17 protein-coding genes are annotated in these 17,307 nt (G+C 34.5%); all 17 read left to right on the top strand.

Annotated features, from left to right (window positions below; translation table 11 throughout):
* Positions 1-8 precede the first annotated feature (8 nt).
* A complete protein-coding gene (locus AB6B24_RS03950; RefSeq protein ID WP_369164187.1) occupies positions 9-740 on the top strand; it encodes a hypothetical protein in 732 nt (243 codons plus the stop codon).
* Positions 730-2,484: a VirD4-like conjugal transfer protein, CD1115 family gene (locus tag AB6B24_RS03945; RefSeq protein ID WP_311804548.1), complete on the top strand. Its 1,755-nt coding sequence runs from the start codon at positions 730-732 to the stop codon at positions 2,482-2,484. The genes AB6B24_RS03950 and AB6B24_RS03945 overlap by 11 nt, the downstream gene beginning before the upstream one ends.
* Before the next feature lie 32 nt (positions 2,485-2,516).
* Positions 2,517-2,783 carry a hypothetical protein gene (locus AB6B24_RS03940; protein ID WP_311804547.1) on the top strand — a complete coding sequence of 89 codons (267 nt, stop codon included), beginning with the start codon at positions 2,517-2,519 and terminating at the stop codon, positions 2,781-2,783.
* Positions 2,784-2,807: 24 nt separating this feature from the next.
* Positions 2,808-3,626 carry a type IV secretion system protein gene (locus AB6B24_RS03935; RefSeq protein WP_058208598.1) on the top strand — a complete coding sequence of 273 codons (819 nt, stop codon included), beginning with the start codon at positions 2,808-2,810 and terminating at the stop codon, positions 3,624-3,626.
* Positions 3,627-3,629: 3 nt separating this feature from the next.
* Positions 3,630-3,989, top strand: coding sequence for a PrgI family mobile element protein (locus AB6B24_RS03930; RefSeq protein WP_058208597.1), 360 nt, complete (start codon positions 3,630-3,632; stop codon positions 3,987-3,989).
* A complete protein-coding gene (locus AB6B24_RS03925; protein WP_058208596.1) occupies positions 3,943-6,297 on the top strand; it encodes a VirB4-like conjugal transfer ATPase, CD1110 family in 2,355 nt (784 codons plus the stop codon). The genes AB6B24_RS03930 and AB6B24_RS03925 overlap by 47 nt, the downstream gene beginning before the upstream one ends.
* A gap of 3 nt (positions 6,298-6,300) precedes the next feature.
* The gene (locus tag AB6B24_RS03920) at positions 6,301-8,118 is read left to right on the top strand and encodes a CHAP domain-containing protein (protein ID WP_058208595.1); all 1,818 of its coding nucleotides are present in this window, start codon (positions 6,301-6,303) and stop codon (positions 8,116-8,118) included.
* A 15-nt stretch (positions 8,119-8,133) separates the two neighbouring features.
* The gene (locus tag AB6B24_RS03915) at positions 8,134-8,796 is read left to right on the top strand and encodes a hypothetical protein (protein ID WP_311804571.1); all 663 of its coding nucleotides are present in this window, start codon (positions 8,134-8,136) and stop codon (positions 8,794-8,796) included.
* Entirely contained in the window at positions 8,789-9,046 is a 258-nt protein-coding gene (locus AB6B24_RS03910) for a hypothetical protein (RefSeq protein WP_058208593.1), read from the top strand. Before AB6B24_RS03915 ends, AB6B24_RS03910 begins: the two co-directional genes overlap by 8 nt.
* Positions 9,046-10,260, top strand: coding sequence for a hypothetical protein (locus AB6B24_RS03905; protein WP_058208592.1), 1,215 nt, complete (start codon positions 9,046-9,048; stop codon positions 10,258-10,260). Before AB6B24_RS03910 ends, AB6B24_RS03905 begins: the two co-directional genes overlap by 1 nt.
* Positions 10,202-11,350 carry a toprim domain-containing protein gene (locus AB6B24_RS03900; protein ID WP_311805105.1) on the top strand — a complete coding sequence of 383 codons (1,149 nt, stop codon included), beginning with the start codon at positions 10,202-10,204 and terminating at the stop codon, positions 11,348-11,350. Before AB6B24_RS03905 ends, AB6B24_RS03900 begins: the two co-directional genes overlap by 59 nt.
* 132 nt (positions 11,351-11,482) lie before the next feature.
* The gene (locus AB6B24_RS03895; RefSeq protein ID WP_311843552.1) at positions 11,483-12,553 is read left to right on the top strand and encodes a hypothetical protein; all 1,071 of its coding nucleotides are present in this window, start codon (positions 11,483-11,485) and stop codon (positions 12,551-12,553) included.
* A 34-nt stretch (positions 12,554-12,587) separates the two neighbouring features.
* Positions 12,588-14,120, top strand: coding sequence for a hypothetical protein (locus AB6B24_RS03890; RefSeq protein ID WP_311805101.1), 1,533 nt, complete (start codon positions 12,588-12,590; stop codon positions 14,118-14,120).
* A 92-nt stretch (positions 14,121-14,212) separates the two neighbouring features.
* Entirely contained in the window at positions 14,213-14,476 is a 264-nt protein-coding gene (locus tag AB6B24_RS03885; RefSeq protein WP_058208588.1) for a hypothetical protein, read from the top strand.
* Positions 14,477-14,742: 266 nt separating this feature from the next.
* Positions 14,743-15,129 (top strand): plasmid mobilization relaxosome protein MobC, encoded by a 387-nt coding sequence (gene mobC / locus AB6B24_RS03880; RefSeq protein WP_311804580.1) that lies wholly within the window; start codon positions 14,743-14,745, stop codon positions 15,127-15,129.
* 2 nt (positions 15,130-15,131) lie between these two features.
* Complete coding sequence (locus tag AB6B24_RS03875; RefSeq protein ID WP_058208118.1) at positions 15,132-16,631, top strand: relaxase/mobilization nuclease domain-containing protein; 1,500 nt, start codon at positions 15,132-15,134, stop codon at positions 16,629-16,631.
* A gap of 18 nt (positions 16,632-16,649) precedes the next feature.
* The gene (locus AB6B24_RS03870; RefSeq protein WP_311803358.1) at positions 16,650-17,267 is read left to right on the top strand and encodes a hypothetical protein; all 618 of its coding nucleotides are present in this window, start codon (positions 16,650-16,652) and stop codon (positions 17,265-17,267) included.
* The last annotated feature ends 40 nt before the right edge of the window (positions 17,268-17,307 follow it).

Genomic DNA, 17,307 nt, shown 5'->3' with positions numbered 1-17,307 from the left:
GATAGAAAATGTCTGAAGAACAACAACAAGCCTTTCATGCTATGACAAGACAAGTCCCTCAAAATTTGAGGGATTTGTTTCGTATGTTGATGGCTGTTAGGCGGTCTGCCAATCAGCGCCAAAGACAAAGAGCTTCAGGTCAATTGGATAATAATCAATTTAAAGAGCTTAGAAGTAAGCTTGGGTTAGAAACAACTCCTGAAATGGAAGCTCAATTTCTAAGACAAAATGATTTGCAGCGAAGAGCAACAATGGATTCATTAAGCCGACAATTTAATGAAATGAAGCAAAGTTCTGGTGAAAAAGACTTAGATTTCATGATGCGTGATGGTAAAATGCTTGCTGAACCGCAGCTTTTAAATAAATCTGTGAATCTTGATCAAGTGAAACAAGTTCTTGCTGAATATGAGATGCAATTTCATATCAAAGAGCTTGAGAATGGCGAAAAAGAACTTCATTTTTTTGCTAAAGATGCCAATGTTTGTGCTAATGCTTTAGATAAAGCAATGGAAGATATCTCAAAAAATCCTGAAAAAGCGACTCAACCTAGCTTTGAATCTGAAGTTAAAGTCTCTAAGCAAAAAGAAGCTGAGGAAATTAAAGCAAAACAAGCTGAAAAACAAAAAGTACAAGAAGCTAATAAAACAGTTGAAAGCAATCAAAATTCAACTGTTGGTAGTGGAACTGTAGATGCCACTATTGAAAATCCATTTGAAGGAGGGATAGATATTGGCGAATAAAAAAAGCATTATTCCTCATTTTGTTTTAGGGATAGTCATTGGTTATCTAGTCAATCGTATTATTGAACTCTATCAGTCGGCTAAACCACCCAATCAGCTTATTGCTGCAATGGAGTTTCCTCAAGCCATTATGCAACACCCTTTATCATTCTCTCTTGAGAAAGCACCAATATGGGGCTTTTTAGGTACTTTAGCTTTAATTGTTCTAATCTATTTCTTGAGAGATAGTAGAGAGTATATGCCTGGTGCTGAATATGGGACAGATAGATTTGCAACCCCAAAGGAAAAGAAGCTATTTGCCAATAAAAATAAATGGGACAACATTATTTTGGGTAATGGCTTGTTTAAAAGCTTGAGTGAGCTATCTAACGCAATGTTTCAAAGAAATAATAACGTGATGCTTATTGGTGGGGCAGGTTCTTGGAAAACTACTTCATTTTCAATGAGCAATATTGCGCAGATGAACTGCAGTTTCTTGATGACAGACCCTAAAGGCCAAACAATCCATAAAGTAGGGGCTATGCTTGAATCTCATGGCTATAAAGTGCTACAAGTGGATTTTGACACTTTAAAAAATACAGACCATTTCAACCCCTTCGCCTATATTCACGATGAGGTTTCTCTTAAAAAAGTCATCAAGATGTTGATCGATGCGACAAATGCAGATCATGAAAAAAAGGGAGAGCCCTTTTGGGATAAAGCTGAGGAGCTACTGATTACTGCTTTAATGGCTTATCTTTATTATCGTTATCGAGGAGATGATGTTAAGCCAGGAGATGGCGTAATGCCTAACCTTGCTCAAGTCGGTGAGATGATTCGCCTGCTGAAGAGAAAAGACCCTGATGTAAAAAGTACACTTGAAAACATGTTTGATCGCTTTGCTGTGGTATTTGGTAAAGACAACTACGCATATTTACAATGGGAAAATTTCAAAAATAACTTTGAAGGAAAAACTCACGGTAGTATTCTTGCAATTTCAATCACACGCTTCAGTATTTTCGACTTGAAACAAGTTAAAGAATTTATTGCTGATGATAATTTGGAAATTGAAAAATGGTGTACCGAAAAATATGCTGTCTTTCTAAAAATTCCTGATATTGATGATACTTTCAACTTCTTACCGTTGATGGTGTTCTATCTTGCCTTTCGTATTTTGGAAAATAAAATTGATAATGATTTCAATGGAGAATCGCCAATTCCTATTCAGTTTTTCATGGATGAGTTTGCGAACCTTGGAAAAGTACCACTTATCAAAGAGGTGCTATCCGTCTTTAGGAGTCGGAAAATGTCGGTTGTTATTATGCTCCAAAATATTAATCAGTTAGTGAAAGTTTATAAAGACGATTGGAAGTCTTTCTTTGGAACTTGTGATAGTTGGGTTTATCTATCAGGTTCAACTGAGCCTGAAACGACAAAGTGGTTTTCAGAAGCTGCAGGGAACAAAACGATTTACAAGAAAACAAGAGATAGAAACGGAATTCGCTCTGAACCTATGAAGAGGGAAGTGATTCAACAAGGAGAGGTAGGGAATCTCCCTCGTAAAAAAGCTTTGGTCAAAATTGCAAGTTTTCCAATGTTTAAAGTTGATAAATACAACTATAAAAAGCATCCAAATGCTAAATATTTTGCTCATAAACCAACTGATAAAAATTGGTATGAGGTCAAACGTTATAAAAATGCCCTAGAGGCTTATAATGCAACGCATCCTACCAACAGCGAAACTATTGAAATTGAATGGATTTAAAGAAATAAAAAAAGAAAAGGAAACTAAAATAAATGAAAAATCTTACAGATAAATTGTCTACCGTAACACTTGCGACCAACCCAGGAAGTAACATTGCTCAAGACCTGGTGTGGTTAATCTCAGGAGGGGGGGTGATGCTTGCCATTTGGGGTATTGTTCAACTTGTTCAATCTGGTCGCCAAAACGACAGTCAAGGGAAAATGGAGGCATCCTGGTTAATCTTAGGTGGAATTCTTTTGATGGCTGTTGGTGCAGGTTCAATGATTACAGGTGTCTTTTCAAACCCACCAGGGAACTAAGAGAGAAAGAAAGAGGTGGCCAATATGAATTTGGTTGATATTTTTTCTAAGACACTAAGTGATTATAATAAGAGTTCTTTTGACTGGGTAAATAGTATTGTAACGAATGCAACGATGCAGGTGGGATTATATATTGTAGGAATTCTCCTAATGCTTGAAATTGCAAAAATATATGAACGTGTAAATAGTTCCAATTCAGGAGTTGTAACGCTAAAGATGTTTCAGGCTATTGCCTGGCAAGCAGCTTTAGCAGGGATTATGGTGGCACTTTGGCCATACCTATTCCAATTTTTAATGTTAATTGGAATAGGTTTTGTTAAGTTGATTGCCCTTTTTGCTGGTTCAACACTTGATCTAGTCAATCCGCCTTCTGTGGATGCGCCAAAAAATGTCTTAGATGGTTTAGCAGGATTAGCTTCACTTGTCGTGAATCCTGGTAATGCTTTGTCGTACGGCTTGGCTTTTGCGGTTGCTTTTGTAGTTCAGCTCGTTGCTTATGTCATGATTTGGGTTATCATAATTCTTCGATTCTTCCAACTTTATGTCTTATTTGCATTAGGGCCAATTCCAATGTCATCTTTTGCTTCAGAAGAACATCGACAAATTGGAATTACATATATCAAGAAAACTTTAGCTTATATCTTCCAACCTGCAGTTATTATGATTGTAATGGGAGTTTATAGTTTCTTGTCAAAAATTGCAATAGATATGGGAGATGCACTTGGAATGTTAAAAGGTCATGATGGTTTAGTTGCATTAACAAAAAGTATTGTTTTTGCCATCGTATTTATTATTATTCTTTGGCAAACGCATCGTATTTCATCAAATCAATTTGGAGTTTAAAAAATGGAAATAAAAGTCTTTAAAGACCCTAAGTCGAGGGATAAAACGACTGGTGGATTTACTTTTGCTCAATGGTTATCGTTATTTACGATAATCATTTTTATTATATTCGATGCTGTCAATAGTGTTTATGCTTTTGTTCCAGGGGCGTTATCAAAACTGGCAATGTTTATTTTTATTGCATTAGCGGTTGGGAATGCACTATATCGTCCACATGGAATGAAATTTACGACCTGGTTGAAACTTTATTATCGTTTTAACATCACAACACAAACACGTATCTACAAAAAAGAAGGGATGAAAAAGTACAATAAAAATGATTTCAAAAAACAGAAAAAAATTAAAGAATCAGACTTCAAATAAAAAGAAAAGTAAAGCTGCTACTACTCAAAACAGCTTAATGTATACTGCTCTATTTGAAAATGGAATGATGCACGTTGTCGATAAGACATTTTCAAATACCTATGAATTGGGCGCTATTACTTACAGCACAGCAACAGATGAAGAACAAAAGAATATTCTTTCTCGCTACAATGCTGCAATTAATCAACTCTCTGAAACAGAACATTTTCAACTTACACTTTTGGTTACAAAAAATCCAAAAGACCACTATATGAAAGAAGCGGCTTACCTTTACCAAAAAGATGGCTTTGATGATCTCCGAGAAGAATTTAACGAGATTATTGAAGATAATTATGACCGTGGGCGTAATAATTTCAACGTGGAACGTTATATTACACTTTCAACTGAAGCTGATAATCAACGTAAAGCAATGCATCGTTTAGAATCAGTTTCTGATACGTTTGCGGAAGAATTAAGAGAAGTTAATTCACCTCTCGTTCGTCTTAATGGGATGGAACGATTAAAAGTCTTGAATAAACTTTTACGCCCTGGTAAGCCAATTTATGGCAGCTATGAAGATATTGCACGTTCAAATCGTACAACAAAAGATATGATTGCACCAGATTTCTTAGAATTTAATATGCGAACAAAATTAGATTTTCAAATTGATGACAAATTTGGTGAAGTGCTTTATCTGCGTGAATTTCCTCGAAATCTCTCTGATGAGCTATTCAAAGATTTAACTGAAGCTGAAGTTGAGATGGCAATTACCATTCATGGAACGCCTTATTCTATTTCTGATACAAACCAACGCTTGAGAAACGAAGTGACCGACGTTGAAATTGAAGTAATTAAGCGTGAAATGAAAGCCAGTTCACGTGGATATAACACACAACATATTGCTAGAACGACCAAAGAATTGAAAGCTGACCTTGATGAGCAAATTGAATTTGTGAGTGAGACTGGCGATAAACAAATCTCTTCAACGTTTATGGTTTATGTTTGGTCTGACTCCAAAGAGCAGCTCCAACAAGATATTTCAAAAGTAAAATCTGTAGGAGACAAATATGGTGCTGTTTTTGATCCATTTTATCTTACTCAGGAAATGGCGCTCAACTCCTCACTTCCACTAGGAAAGAATTATATGGATTTTGAGCGAATGTTTCTTAGAGATTTAATTACTCCAAATATTTCGATTAACTCGCCTTATACAAGCATGGATGTGCAACATGAAGGTGGAACGTATTATGGTATTAACCAACTTTCTAAAAATAACATCCTTATCAATCGTAGTGGAGAAGAAATGGCCAACGGTAACGGTGGAATTATGGCTGTTTCTGGTGGTGGTAAATCATTTGCAGGTAAAACAGAGATGATTTCAACGCTCTTAAAAAATCCTAAGGATGAGATTATCATCTTAGACCCTGAACGTGAATATAGTCCGATTGCTTATCGTCTTAATGGGGTTGTCGTGCCAGTCGCTCCTGGTACAAATACAGCTATTAATATCATGGAACTTCCTGACTCTAAGGATATTGCAAAAGATGATAATCCAGTTGCCCTAAAAGCTGACTTTTTAATTAGTATCTTTGGCGACCTTGTGGGTGGCTTGTCCTCAACTCAACGTGGGATTGTTGATACAATAACCACCACAACTTATCATAAATATTCAAATCCTAGCTTACAAGATTGGTACGAGGAATTAAAAGCTGATGCTCGACCACAAGCACAAGAACTTGTTGGGGAATTGGAAATTTATGTGACTGGTTCGTTAAACATGTTTGCCAAACCTACGAATGTCAATACAGATAGTCGTTTGACAATCTATGATATGCACTCTCTCAAGAATGAAATGTCAGTTCTTGGATATATGGTTATTTTGGATCGTGTGTGGAATAAGGTTGCAGCTAATAAACGTAAAGGGATTACTACTCGTGTTTATATTGATGAATTCCAAATCATCATGAACCCAAGTCAAAATGAATTATTGCGAACAAAAGCTGCAGACATTTATTCTCGTATCCGTAAGTATGGAGGTATTCCAACATTTATGACTCAGTCTGCAGAAACAATGTTGAGTACAGAACAAGGGCGTTCTATCTTGTTTAACTCAGATTTCTTAATTCTTTTGGAACAAAAGCTTGATGTTTATAAATCAATCGTTGATAAGTATGAGTTAACACCAAAACAAGCCAGTTATCTGAAAAACCCAGGTAAAGGGAAAGGGTTAATTATTGCAGGAGGAAAAGTGATTCCGTTTAACAATACAATTCCAACAGGTACAAAGCTTTTTGAAATTATGGATACAAAAGTAAAAGTGAGTGAATAGCCTATGCCAATAGATAATCGTACTAAGATGGAACGTCATCTAAAATCTGATAAAAAACAAGTTTTCTATCGTATAGAACGTGATGGTATCAAAAAAGCGGCTCACAATGGTTCAAAGGGAGTCGCTTTTTCTGATAAGTATAAAAAGGGATTTCAAAAGCAAAAATCTAAAAATGAGAAAGCAAGTACTCATTTTAAATCTAAATCAAAAATTAATAGCCAACCTGGTAAAGAGAGTATTCCTAACGGATTTACTTCTCAATCTACACGTGCATTTGGTTCAAAAAAGGCGCTATCAAAGCCTTCTCAAAAACATAGCGGAGGAAAGGTAGCAAAAGTAAGCAAAAAACAAGGGAAAAAAATAGTTACTCAACCCTTGATTCAGCAACTTGATGAAAATGAGTCAACTGAAGGTGTAAAAAACCTGAAGAAGGCTCAAGATAATGTCCAATCTACTTATAAGACCACTAAAAAGGTCAAAGGTTTTTTAACGAAACATGAAAAATTTGGTCGTTCTGTCAATAGTCAAACAAAGCAAGATTTTCGCTTTCATACCAATAATACGCCAAAAAAATCTAAGATTGAAAAAGGACTAAACTCAAATCCATTTATCAAGCCAAATAGTAATGCTTCGCTTGGTAAATCATTAGTCCAAAAGATAACTAATTCCATTCAAAAGGTTGCTGTAGCGGTAATGAATAAGCCAACAGCAATGATTGGTGGCGCAGTTGTTGTCGTGGGTGTACTATTCTTAGGGTTAATCTCTATTTTCTTTCCTGCGATTATGAACTCAAATAATCAGCAGGCAGAAACCTATGGGGTAACTTATGTTAAGCATTGGAGTGAAGATGGAGATGCCTATTATTCTGATTACCTGGCACAACGTTACGGAATTACTGCAGAGCAAATAGACGGTTTTATTAAAAGCCAAGGATTTACTGGCCTAGATAGTCGAGCAAGCGGTACGGAGTTTTTAAAACTTCAAAGTGAATCAAACATTGATGTTCGAATGCTTGTTGCGTTTGCTCAAATGGAGAGTTCATACGGTACAGCAGGAGTTGCTAAAGAGTACTCAAAATCAAATCTTTTTGGATATGGGGCAGTAGATAATGACCCTGATCAGGGGGCATCCTGGGACAATGATAGAGCTGTTACAGATTTTAAAGCTACTCAATATGATAAATATAGTAACACCTCACTTTATATCATGGATTTACGTGCTGCAGCCTATCACTCAGGGGCTTTAAAACCAGGAGAAGCAGTCTATTGGACAGCTATAGATTCTGGCAAGCAACGTGCAAAAGTTGCTGAAGCGTTCGATAAATATATTGATGAGCATGGCGGAACACCTGCTCCACCTAACGGATATGGGCCAGTAGATGGCGGTGGGGGTAGTGCCAATGTTGAAGTCTTAAATAAGATGCTTGGCCAAATTATACCAGGAGACTTTGGAGGCTTAACAGGTCAATGTTACGCAGTATCAGCCTATTATGCGCATAGCATTAACTCAAATATTATTTTACGAGGTGGGGTTGCTGCTTCAGATATTGGTTCAGACTATGATTGGAAAGGTTGGGGTTGGACAGTTGTTAATGAGCCTAAATACTCACAAATTAAAGTTGGAGATATTATCAACTTTAAACGTGGGGCAAACATGGGTACATGGAATACAGATGCTGAAAATGGGCATACTGCAGTTGTAGGAAAAATCTTAGGGAAGAATGAATTAATGATCTATGACCAAAATCCTACTCCATTAAAAACTTGGACTTACACGTATAATTCAGGGGTTGCTTCAGTAATCCATCCACCTAAAAAATAAATAAAGGAAAAACCTATGATTGATAATAAAAAGCGCAGAAATATAATTGTCGGAATCTGTTTAGTAGTGGCTCTCGTTGTCATTGCGATTGTATTTGCGGTGGTTAACATTTTCAATGGTAATCATAAAGCCGCTATTCCCACTCCTAAAACATCTATTTCTACAAAACAAAGCACAAAAGAAACATCAGAAAGTATTGAAAAGGAAAGCACATCTAGTGAGGAACAGGACACAGATAAAGAGGCTACTCCAAAAGAAAATCTTCAAAATTTCATCAAATCTTATGTTACTTATGACTTAAATGATAATTCAATTCAAAAACGTGCCTCATATCTTGAGACACTTATGACTCTTCAAGCCTATGCAAGCAGCTACATTTCCCAAGATGCTCAAACATTAAGTGCTATGGTTAAAACGTATAAGAAAACAAAGCAAATTAATACTTCAAATTCTACTCAACTTGTGGCTCGAAGCTACAAAAAAGGGAGTATTTATCAAAGCTCTGATGATAAAAATAAATACTTTGTTGAAATTGAATATTTAGAAACACCAATCTACCAAAAAGAAGGTTATATGGTAGATAGTAAATATGATGTTACGATGGATGAAAATAAAGTAGCCGCAATTAATTTAACAGAGAGTAAAAATATACCAGGAGGAAATGCAAATAATGGCTAAGGTATCAAAGAATAAACTTAATCAGCTTAAAAGCAAGTTGAAAAAAGAAGAAGATAATTTAATTAAGATTCAGGAAAATATTAATGATTTAAAAAAGCAAATTGAATCTGAACAAACTGAACTTTTCATGAAAACACTAAAAGAAGCAGGGGTAGATTTTGAGGAAGCAATTGATACTGTTCTTTTGATTAGCAGCGATCAACAAACAAATCCTCAATTACCAAATCGTTCGATGGAGGATAGTATCTAATGGCTATTATGAGAGTATTACAAGACCGACTTTCATCTTTTACTTATGAATTGTCGGATGCAAAGAATTTTGAAGAAAAAGAATTACATAGTTATAAAGACCTGGTTGAACATGTAAAATCTGAAAATCTAAGATTGCTGATGGAAAACACTAAAGGTCAAGTGACAATCACGAAAGTTGACCGTGCCTTATATGCAAAAGCATATTATGGTCAATCTTTCTTTCTACCACAAAATGAGTCAACTGACTGGAATAAAGAATTAGTAGCATTCAAAACTAAAAAACCAATTCCATTTGAAGTTTCAAAACCTAACGTGGAAGAAGAGGTGAAAGAGTTGGAAATAGTCGAGACTGAATCATCTAGCTCCTCTACAATTAGTCCTACTGTAGAAGTTGAGGAAAAATCAGAAACTGCAGTACCTACAGAAGATACTCCACTTAATCCGTTTGAAAATGAAAATGATTTTGAAGAGGAAGCTCTCCCACTTTCTACCCCTTCGTTTAATCTTTCATCTCTTATTGAGAAGTACGATCAAGCTGAAGTAACTGAACCAGTTGTAGAAAAATCTAAAATTACTCCTTTCCCCCCTGCAGCCGCAAAAAATTTCTCAGATTTTATCAATAACTTTAAAAGTCAAGGGCTTGACCAACTCTCACAATTTGTTAAAACCAAAAATCAAGAAATGTATGATGAAATCCGTCAGCTTGATCATCGTGCAAATATCAGAGAAGAAGTCACTTCTAACCTTAACAAGAAATATTCAATTGAAAAACAAAACATTCATACTGAATGCCAAGATGAATTAGATAAGCAAATACAGGCTGAAAAGCTTAGACACGAGCAAGCCATCCAAACAATCAGAAGTGATATTGAAAACAGTCAATCTGAAAAAGTTACAAAGCTAAAAAATCGGTTTATTCTTGCTAAGGAAAATGAAATTAGTCGTCGATTCAAATTAGAAACAGAAGAATTAGCTGCCATTTTGAAAACCAAAAAAGCTGAAGCAGCACTTCAGCAAGAAAAATTAAAATCTGAACTGCAGGCTTTTCTTGATAAAGCCGTTAAAGAGGCTCAAATGAGCCAACAAACCTTAGATAGCAAGTTATCTGAGCTAAATGTAACTATTCCTGAAGAAAAACATGAGGAGGTAGAACATGGGGTGGTCGAAAGACAGCGAACTCAAGAAGCTAGCGAAATCGAAGCGTATAATTGATGTCGCCTACGCTTTAGGAATGGACTTAGTTAAATCAGGGCGCAACTATACATGGAAATCTCATCAAGGGAGTTTCATTATTTCGCCAGAAAAGAATATTTTTTCTTGGTTTTCTCAAGGAACAGATATGCGTGGCAAAGATTCAATCGCCCTGGTACAACTTATCAAAGGCTGCTCCTTTAAAGAGGCGTTAGAATTTATTGCAGAATCAAAAGCTTCGGTATTTAAAGAAACAGCTCAAGCTCAAAAAGAATTCGAGTATAATCTGCCAGAACACTCAAATTTTTATTTTGCAAGGCAATATTTAAAAGAGGAAAGAGGTCTATCGGATGATACGATAGACTTTTTCTTGCGCCAAAATGTCATGGCCTTGGCAACTAATAAAAATTATCAGGATGGATTTACAGAGCCTGTTATTGTATTTAAAAATTTTGATATTAATGGAAAAATGGTAGGTGGTGCAAGGCAAGGTATATTTTATAACAAGAGACGTCATCCAGAAAAAGGAAGAATGAAAAGGACTTTATTTAGAAGTGATGGAACATCAGGAACTTGGGTAGATATTGGTACTAAACAACAATTTAAATGTTCAACTCCTGAAAATCCTTTTAAACTTATAGTTTTTGAAGCTCCAATTGACATGATGAGTTACTATGAACTTCATAAAGAACAGTTGGATAATTGTCGTTTAGTTGCTATGCACGGTATGAACGAAGCGATTATTTCTCGAAATGTTCTCGAAGCACTTTGTCTCAATGAGCAAGAAATGAACCGAGTAAAAGGCACGGAAAGTGCTACTAGTTTCCTTAAAAAACTTGATGAGCTACAGTATAGTAAAAATCTTGAGATTGTGATTGCAACTGATAATGACTCTGCAGGTCACCAATTTTTTGATTCAATCAATTTGCCTCATACAAAAGTCGTTCCACACTTTGCACCATTACGTGAAGGAAGCTTGAAAGCCGACTGGAACGACCAATTGAAACAGGTTAAAGCATCTCAAAAATCAGTTGAACCAGAACTAGCAAAAGCTGTCAGTCCTGAAGCTAATCGTTCAGAATTTCCATCCATCGCAGAATTAGAAATGTAAAAAGCTCTTGAATAGTTCAAGAGCTTATTTTTTGACAATAAAAAAAAGAGTCGCCTCACCTAATGGAACAATCAAGGCTTGTTCTGCCTGTACGACTCTCTTTATATATATTATATCAAAGGAAAACAGGTAATGTCAATCTACAAAAACTATAAACTGGTTACTCTTGACCAGCGTTTCATTGCTGAGACAATCGCAAGAACTGGTAGTGAGCAGCTCTTAGATAAACTAACAAGAAGTTATGTGGGACTTTATGATAACCAAGAAAGTTGGTATCTCCCCTTACGTGCAAATATTGGAAAAAATAAGCCTCCAGGGGCTTTTTTTGAAACGCCTTTTCCAACCGATAACCCTCACTTTAAAAGACCTGGTATTGACTTTGAAAAAGCTTTATTTGTTCTTGATGAGTTTATCATTCCTATTCGGAACACGTTGCCGCAAGAACAGGCCAAACTCATTAATGAACAATCAAATATTATATCAGATGACTTTGAGCGATATGTTTTAAAACTAGAAAACATTTCAAAAAAGTCACCAAGTTATCGTTTCTCAACTGTTCCATTATTCCCTGATGGAATGGAAAAAATAAAACAAATCACCTCAAAAGAAAGAGAAGAAACAATGGAAAATGAATTAAAAATCCAAGCAACAAATGAAGAAATTATAGAACTGACAGAAAAGCAAAAGTACATTAATCTCCTTAAAATGGCAATTGAAGAGGGAGAGATTTCAGAAACACAAAATTTAAATGAGGCAATTTACCTCATTGATGACATAAAAATTAGTGGAGATTTTGATTATGGCGTTAGAGGGTTAGACCATAATGTTTTGTTGCTTGATGACCAAAACTGGGTGGATATTCTACAATGGGGAACTATAATTGTCCCTGAAACATCGAGTTATGTTAGTGACAAATCAATTTCTGAACTCGAAGAAATTGGTTATCATGCTGTTCCATTAGTTGAAAATCATAAATACACAATGGAAGAAAATGACCTACAACTTATAAATGACCTTGCTAAATTAAAAGAATCTGCCGCAGCATTAAATACTTCTGTTAAGGAATCAGATGCTGAAAAATTCTCAAAATTATCTCCAAATCAACGACAAGCCATTCTTTCAGAACTTGCTTCTCAACAACATCATTCTTCTGAATATCATCCAAATAAACCTGAAATTGAAAGTCCTGATTTTGAGATTTAAAAAAGGTTACATCAAAAATTAAGGAGAAAATTCAATGGATAATCCAAAAAATAGTCAGTTCTTTCCTGATAACTATGATAGAAATACGCTAGGTTTAAAGAAGAAGTTGGTTAGAAAATATAATGTTAAAGATGATTTTTCGGCCTTAGATATTTCAAAAAACGCTTATATTATTTATGACTGGCTATCTGAACGTAAAGTAGAGAATCCAAACGCAAGTAGTGTCTATTTCTTTGATTATGCTGCTCAAACGCTTGGTATTCCTTACCAACTACTTACTGAATCCTATTCCACTCAAACACAATTAACTGAAGAAGATTTATTTAAACATTCAACTAAATTTAATACTAAATTAAATGAAATGAATCGTACCAAGTCCACTTCTTCAAAAATTGAAATACCAAACTTCAACGAAAAGATTGAAGAATATTTTAGTCAAAAACAAATTTCTGAGCTACTCAAGCAGCTTTCAATCCCAGGTACAAATCTTTCTAAAAGTAACCTCAAACGCTATAATTTAAACTGGTTACTTTCTGATATTATAAAAAGTGTTTGGAAAAACATAACAGTCAATTCTAGTTCTGAAGAACAAGAGACACTAAAACAATACTTCAGAAAATACTTTTATAAAGATAAGCAAGAATACAGCGAACAATTTCTTGCTCTTACAAAGAATAAATTAACTACTCTGATTGAAAAAGAAGAGGTTCAAAAACTCGAACCAGATTCTGAACTGCTTAAATTATTATCTCAAGAGAAAATTAATACTGATTCCCTTAATAAGTATATTAAACAGAAGCGCTCTTCTCTCACATCGTTAAGTTTTTACAAGCAATTTCTAGTTCATTTATCGCATGCTTTTTATTTATCACCACAAAATATTTTTCTTTTGACTGGACAACTCCCTACATACTCAGTTGTAAAAACACCTCTTGAATGGAAGTACTGTGAACAAGAAATAAATCAGAATGCACAACCAATTTTTCTGTTTGGAGATGATAATAAATCAGTCATTCCCTTCTTTGATTTTAAAGATACAAGTGGAGAAATGATTTTATCTGAAGCTACATTTGATACAAGAGAACTGATTAATGACCTGAAAAAAATCTATCAAATTGATGTTAATTTCAGCCAATATTTGGGAAATGTGACGCATCAAATTATGAGTGATCATACTTTAATGGTATCTGCAGCTCTTAATGAGAGTAGTTCTTTTCAAGAAATTATTGTCGGTTCTACTGGAATACTTTACAAAAATTTGTCTGAAATTGAAAAAGCAAGCGTCAACTTTTGTATCTTAAAATCCTTCGGAATTGACTATCAGGCACTCGATGAAATTTATAAAAATACTAATCCGAAAAAGATAAATATTGAGGAATCCCTGAATAGAATACGAGCTTGTGTTGACCAATTTCAAACTCAAATTTCTACTGATTATGTTGTTAATAAAGTTGAGACAGAATTTGAATCTTTTGAAGAAGAGATAAGACTTTCAAAAGAGATGGAAGCGAATGCCCTCTCAAATATGCAAACTGTGAAACAAGAAAAAGCAGAAAATAAAAATTAGGATTCACCTACCAATATTACAGATATTGGTAGTATTATAGATTTAGAGCTTGCAAAAGAGCACAATTCTACAGATGAAGAGGACGACAAAGAATGATATTTAGTGATCCCTATGTTCAAGAAATCATCTGTCAAATTTTGAATAAAACCCCTTCTCCTTCTCTAAATATTCCGATTCAAAAAAATATGATTGGACAGATTCAAGAACAGCGGAGAGTTTTAGAAGATATAAGAAGTAAGAATTTGTTGCCTTATATTTTAAAATTATCTGCTTTAGAAAATGAAATAAAATCAATGAATCACTCAAAATATGAAGAAGAAATTGAAAAGATATTTGAACAATCAAAACTACATTGAATATTGTGACTTGCAAAAAGGGGCTTGGGGAGTATCCCCAAAAACAATCACAAAAATTAAATAAAGTAGCCAACCTTGGTTGGTTATTTTTTTTAAACTTTTTATGATTGAAGCAAGGTACTAGTACCTTGCTATGCTTGCCAGAGTAGAGGGTTCTCCCCCCTGAGGGGAGACGGCGAAGCTCCCTCGCTCTTGCAAGGCGTAGCCTTGCGCCGCGATTTTTTTGCACTCATACATTATAAAACTACTCAAAGGAGGTTTGATAAGTGAAGAAAAAACTACATAGAAATAAGCCATTATTTATTTATGTTACTGAAGAAGAGAAAAAGAAAATCTTAAATAACATGAAAAGAGCAAATGCAAAAACCATAACTAATTATGTTCGTGAGCTTGCTTTAAATGAAGGGGAAATTATTATTTATAATTTTTCCGAATTAAAAGATTCTCTTTCTGAGACTGGAAAATATGTTTATGAACTAAACAAAATTGGAAATAATGTGAATCAGATTGCCAAAAAAGTGAATGAGTCCGATGTAGTTGCGACTGAAGATGTTCAGTACCTTTTATCACAAGTTGAGCAAATGAAGAGTAACTATGAGACCACTTTTAAGCTTTTATTAAAAGAATTGAATAGAGTGATGAGGTCTAATTAAATATGCCTACGACTAAATCTTTAACTATCCAAAATGAAAGAAATCTTCAAAGAGCAATTAAATATATTTTGAATCCTGAAAAAACAATGGGACAAACTTTGACAAGTGGTTATAAAATTAACTATGTCAATAATGCAGATTTTGAAATGAAACTGACTCGAAAAATGGCTCGGTTAGCACTAGGTCAATCGAACAAAAAATCTGATCAAGAAGTTGTGGCTCGTCACATTATTCAATCTTTTGATCCAAATGATAATCTTACTCCTGAAGAAATTCATGAGATCGGCAGACAAACAGTTTTAGAACTCACAGGAGGGAATCATGAATTTGTTATTGCCACTCATGTTGACCAAGACCATTATCATAATCACATTATTTTTAATGCGACCTCTTCAGTTGATTTAAAAAAATTTCGGTGGCAAAAAGGAACGACAAATCTTCTGAGAAATATTTCAGATAAAATAGCAGATTATCATGGGGCAATGATTTTAGATGCTCCAAAAAGAACCTCTCATGCCAAGTATGAAAAATACAAAAGAGAAAATAATTATCGTCAAATTTTAAAAGAACGATTAGACTTTTTGTTAAGACACTCAATAAATTTTGAGGACTTCAAACAAAAAGCCCATGCACTTAATATCCAAGTCGACGAACATCACAAGTCAAAAGATTATGGCCAAGTCATCAATTATCAACTCACAGATTTACCTCAACAACGACCTGCACGTGATTATACTTTGAATAAAAAAAGTCGAAAATATTCTTTTGATAAACTTGTAGAACGCTTTGAGAAAAATCACATCGAAGGAGTTTATCACATTGATCAAATCAATCAAGCCTTTCAAGATGAGCATCAAAAACTTGAACAAGAACCTGATCTTGAATTTGTGATACAGCCCTGGCAAATTGAAAAAGATACAATGAATGCCATTTATGTTCGTGTTGAATATGGGCGCTATGAGGAAGGTGTGATTAAAATTCCTGATTATAAATTAGATAAATTAGAAGATGGCTCTTATAAGGCTTACTTCAAAAATAAAGATTCATTTTATTTTATTAATGATGAAGCCAATAAAAGTAAATTTTTAAAAGGAACTGTTCTTTCTAAAATTTTATCTGGTGAAAGTGGCACAATACTTCAGCGCAAAAATTCTGCCATTCAAAATGTACGTGAAATGGTTGCAGCATTGAACTTAATTTCAGAACGCCAGGTTAATGGTGAAAAAGCAGTTGAAGTGCTTGGTCAAAAATTTATGAATGATGTGGAAAAAATCAAGCAAGCCTTAAAAAATTTAGATGATCATATCTTAAAACAGAATGAGCAATTGAAATACGAAAATCCAACTGAAGAGAATAAACTCAAAATTAAAGCTCTTCAACTTGAGCGAAAAGATTTGCAAGCTCAATATCAAAAAGTAGTTAAGAAAATGAAAACTTACGATGCAGGGCAGGAAATTGTCCAAGAAAAACTTAAAGAAAAGACTCAGGATATTCCTTTGTAGTCTTATGGAGAAAAAAACATGAATTTTATCGATGTCAATCAACAAATTAGCAACTTCCTAAACCACTTTCCTCATCTATCAGAAGAAGAAAAGCTTACCTTCTTACACTTCAATCAATTCCATCAGCATCGGCCTATTGATGAAATTTTAGAAATCTATGTTCAAAATCCTGATGCACGTGTACTTAAAACGATTGGGGAATGGCAACATTTTTCAAACGAATCTTTTGCAGATTTTCATTCCAAAGAAGGAGTAAAAATTTGGGATAACAATGGCAACTTGAAAGAAGTGCTTTATGATGCATCGCAGGTTATTTTAAATACGGAAATTTCAATTCCTTCTTCAATTAATGATGAGCCACTCTTATTTATTGAACTTGCGAGCCAGATCGACAAAAACATCTCTGAAGTTCAAGACATTTCCAAGGAACAAAAAAGTTTGGCCAATCACCTTGCCCTTTATAACCTTTTTGATTATTTGGGGTTCTTTTTAGATAGTGAATCCGAATATGAACACTTTATTTCGATCACTCTTAAATCCATGAAAAAAATCCCTTCAGGGGAAAAACTCCTGTCAATCTTTTCTTTAGCAAACTCCTGCTCAAGTCATTTAACACAGTCTCCCTATTCTGCATAGTGGAAATTGTAATTAAAACATTAAGAGCCTACAAGTTTTG

Source organism: Lactococcus sp. AK05 (assembly GCF_041026685.1).
Taxonomy (GTDB): domain Bacteria; phylum Bacillota; class Bacilli; order Lactobacillales; family Streptococcaceae; genus Lactococcus; species Lactococcus lactis.
Note: the sequence above shows the minus strand (reverse complement) of the source record. Positions and strands in the feature narration are given on the sequence as shown.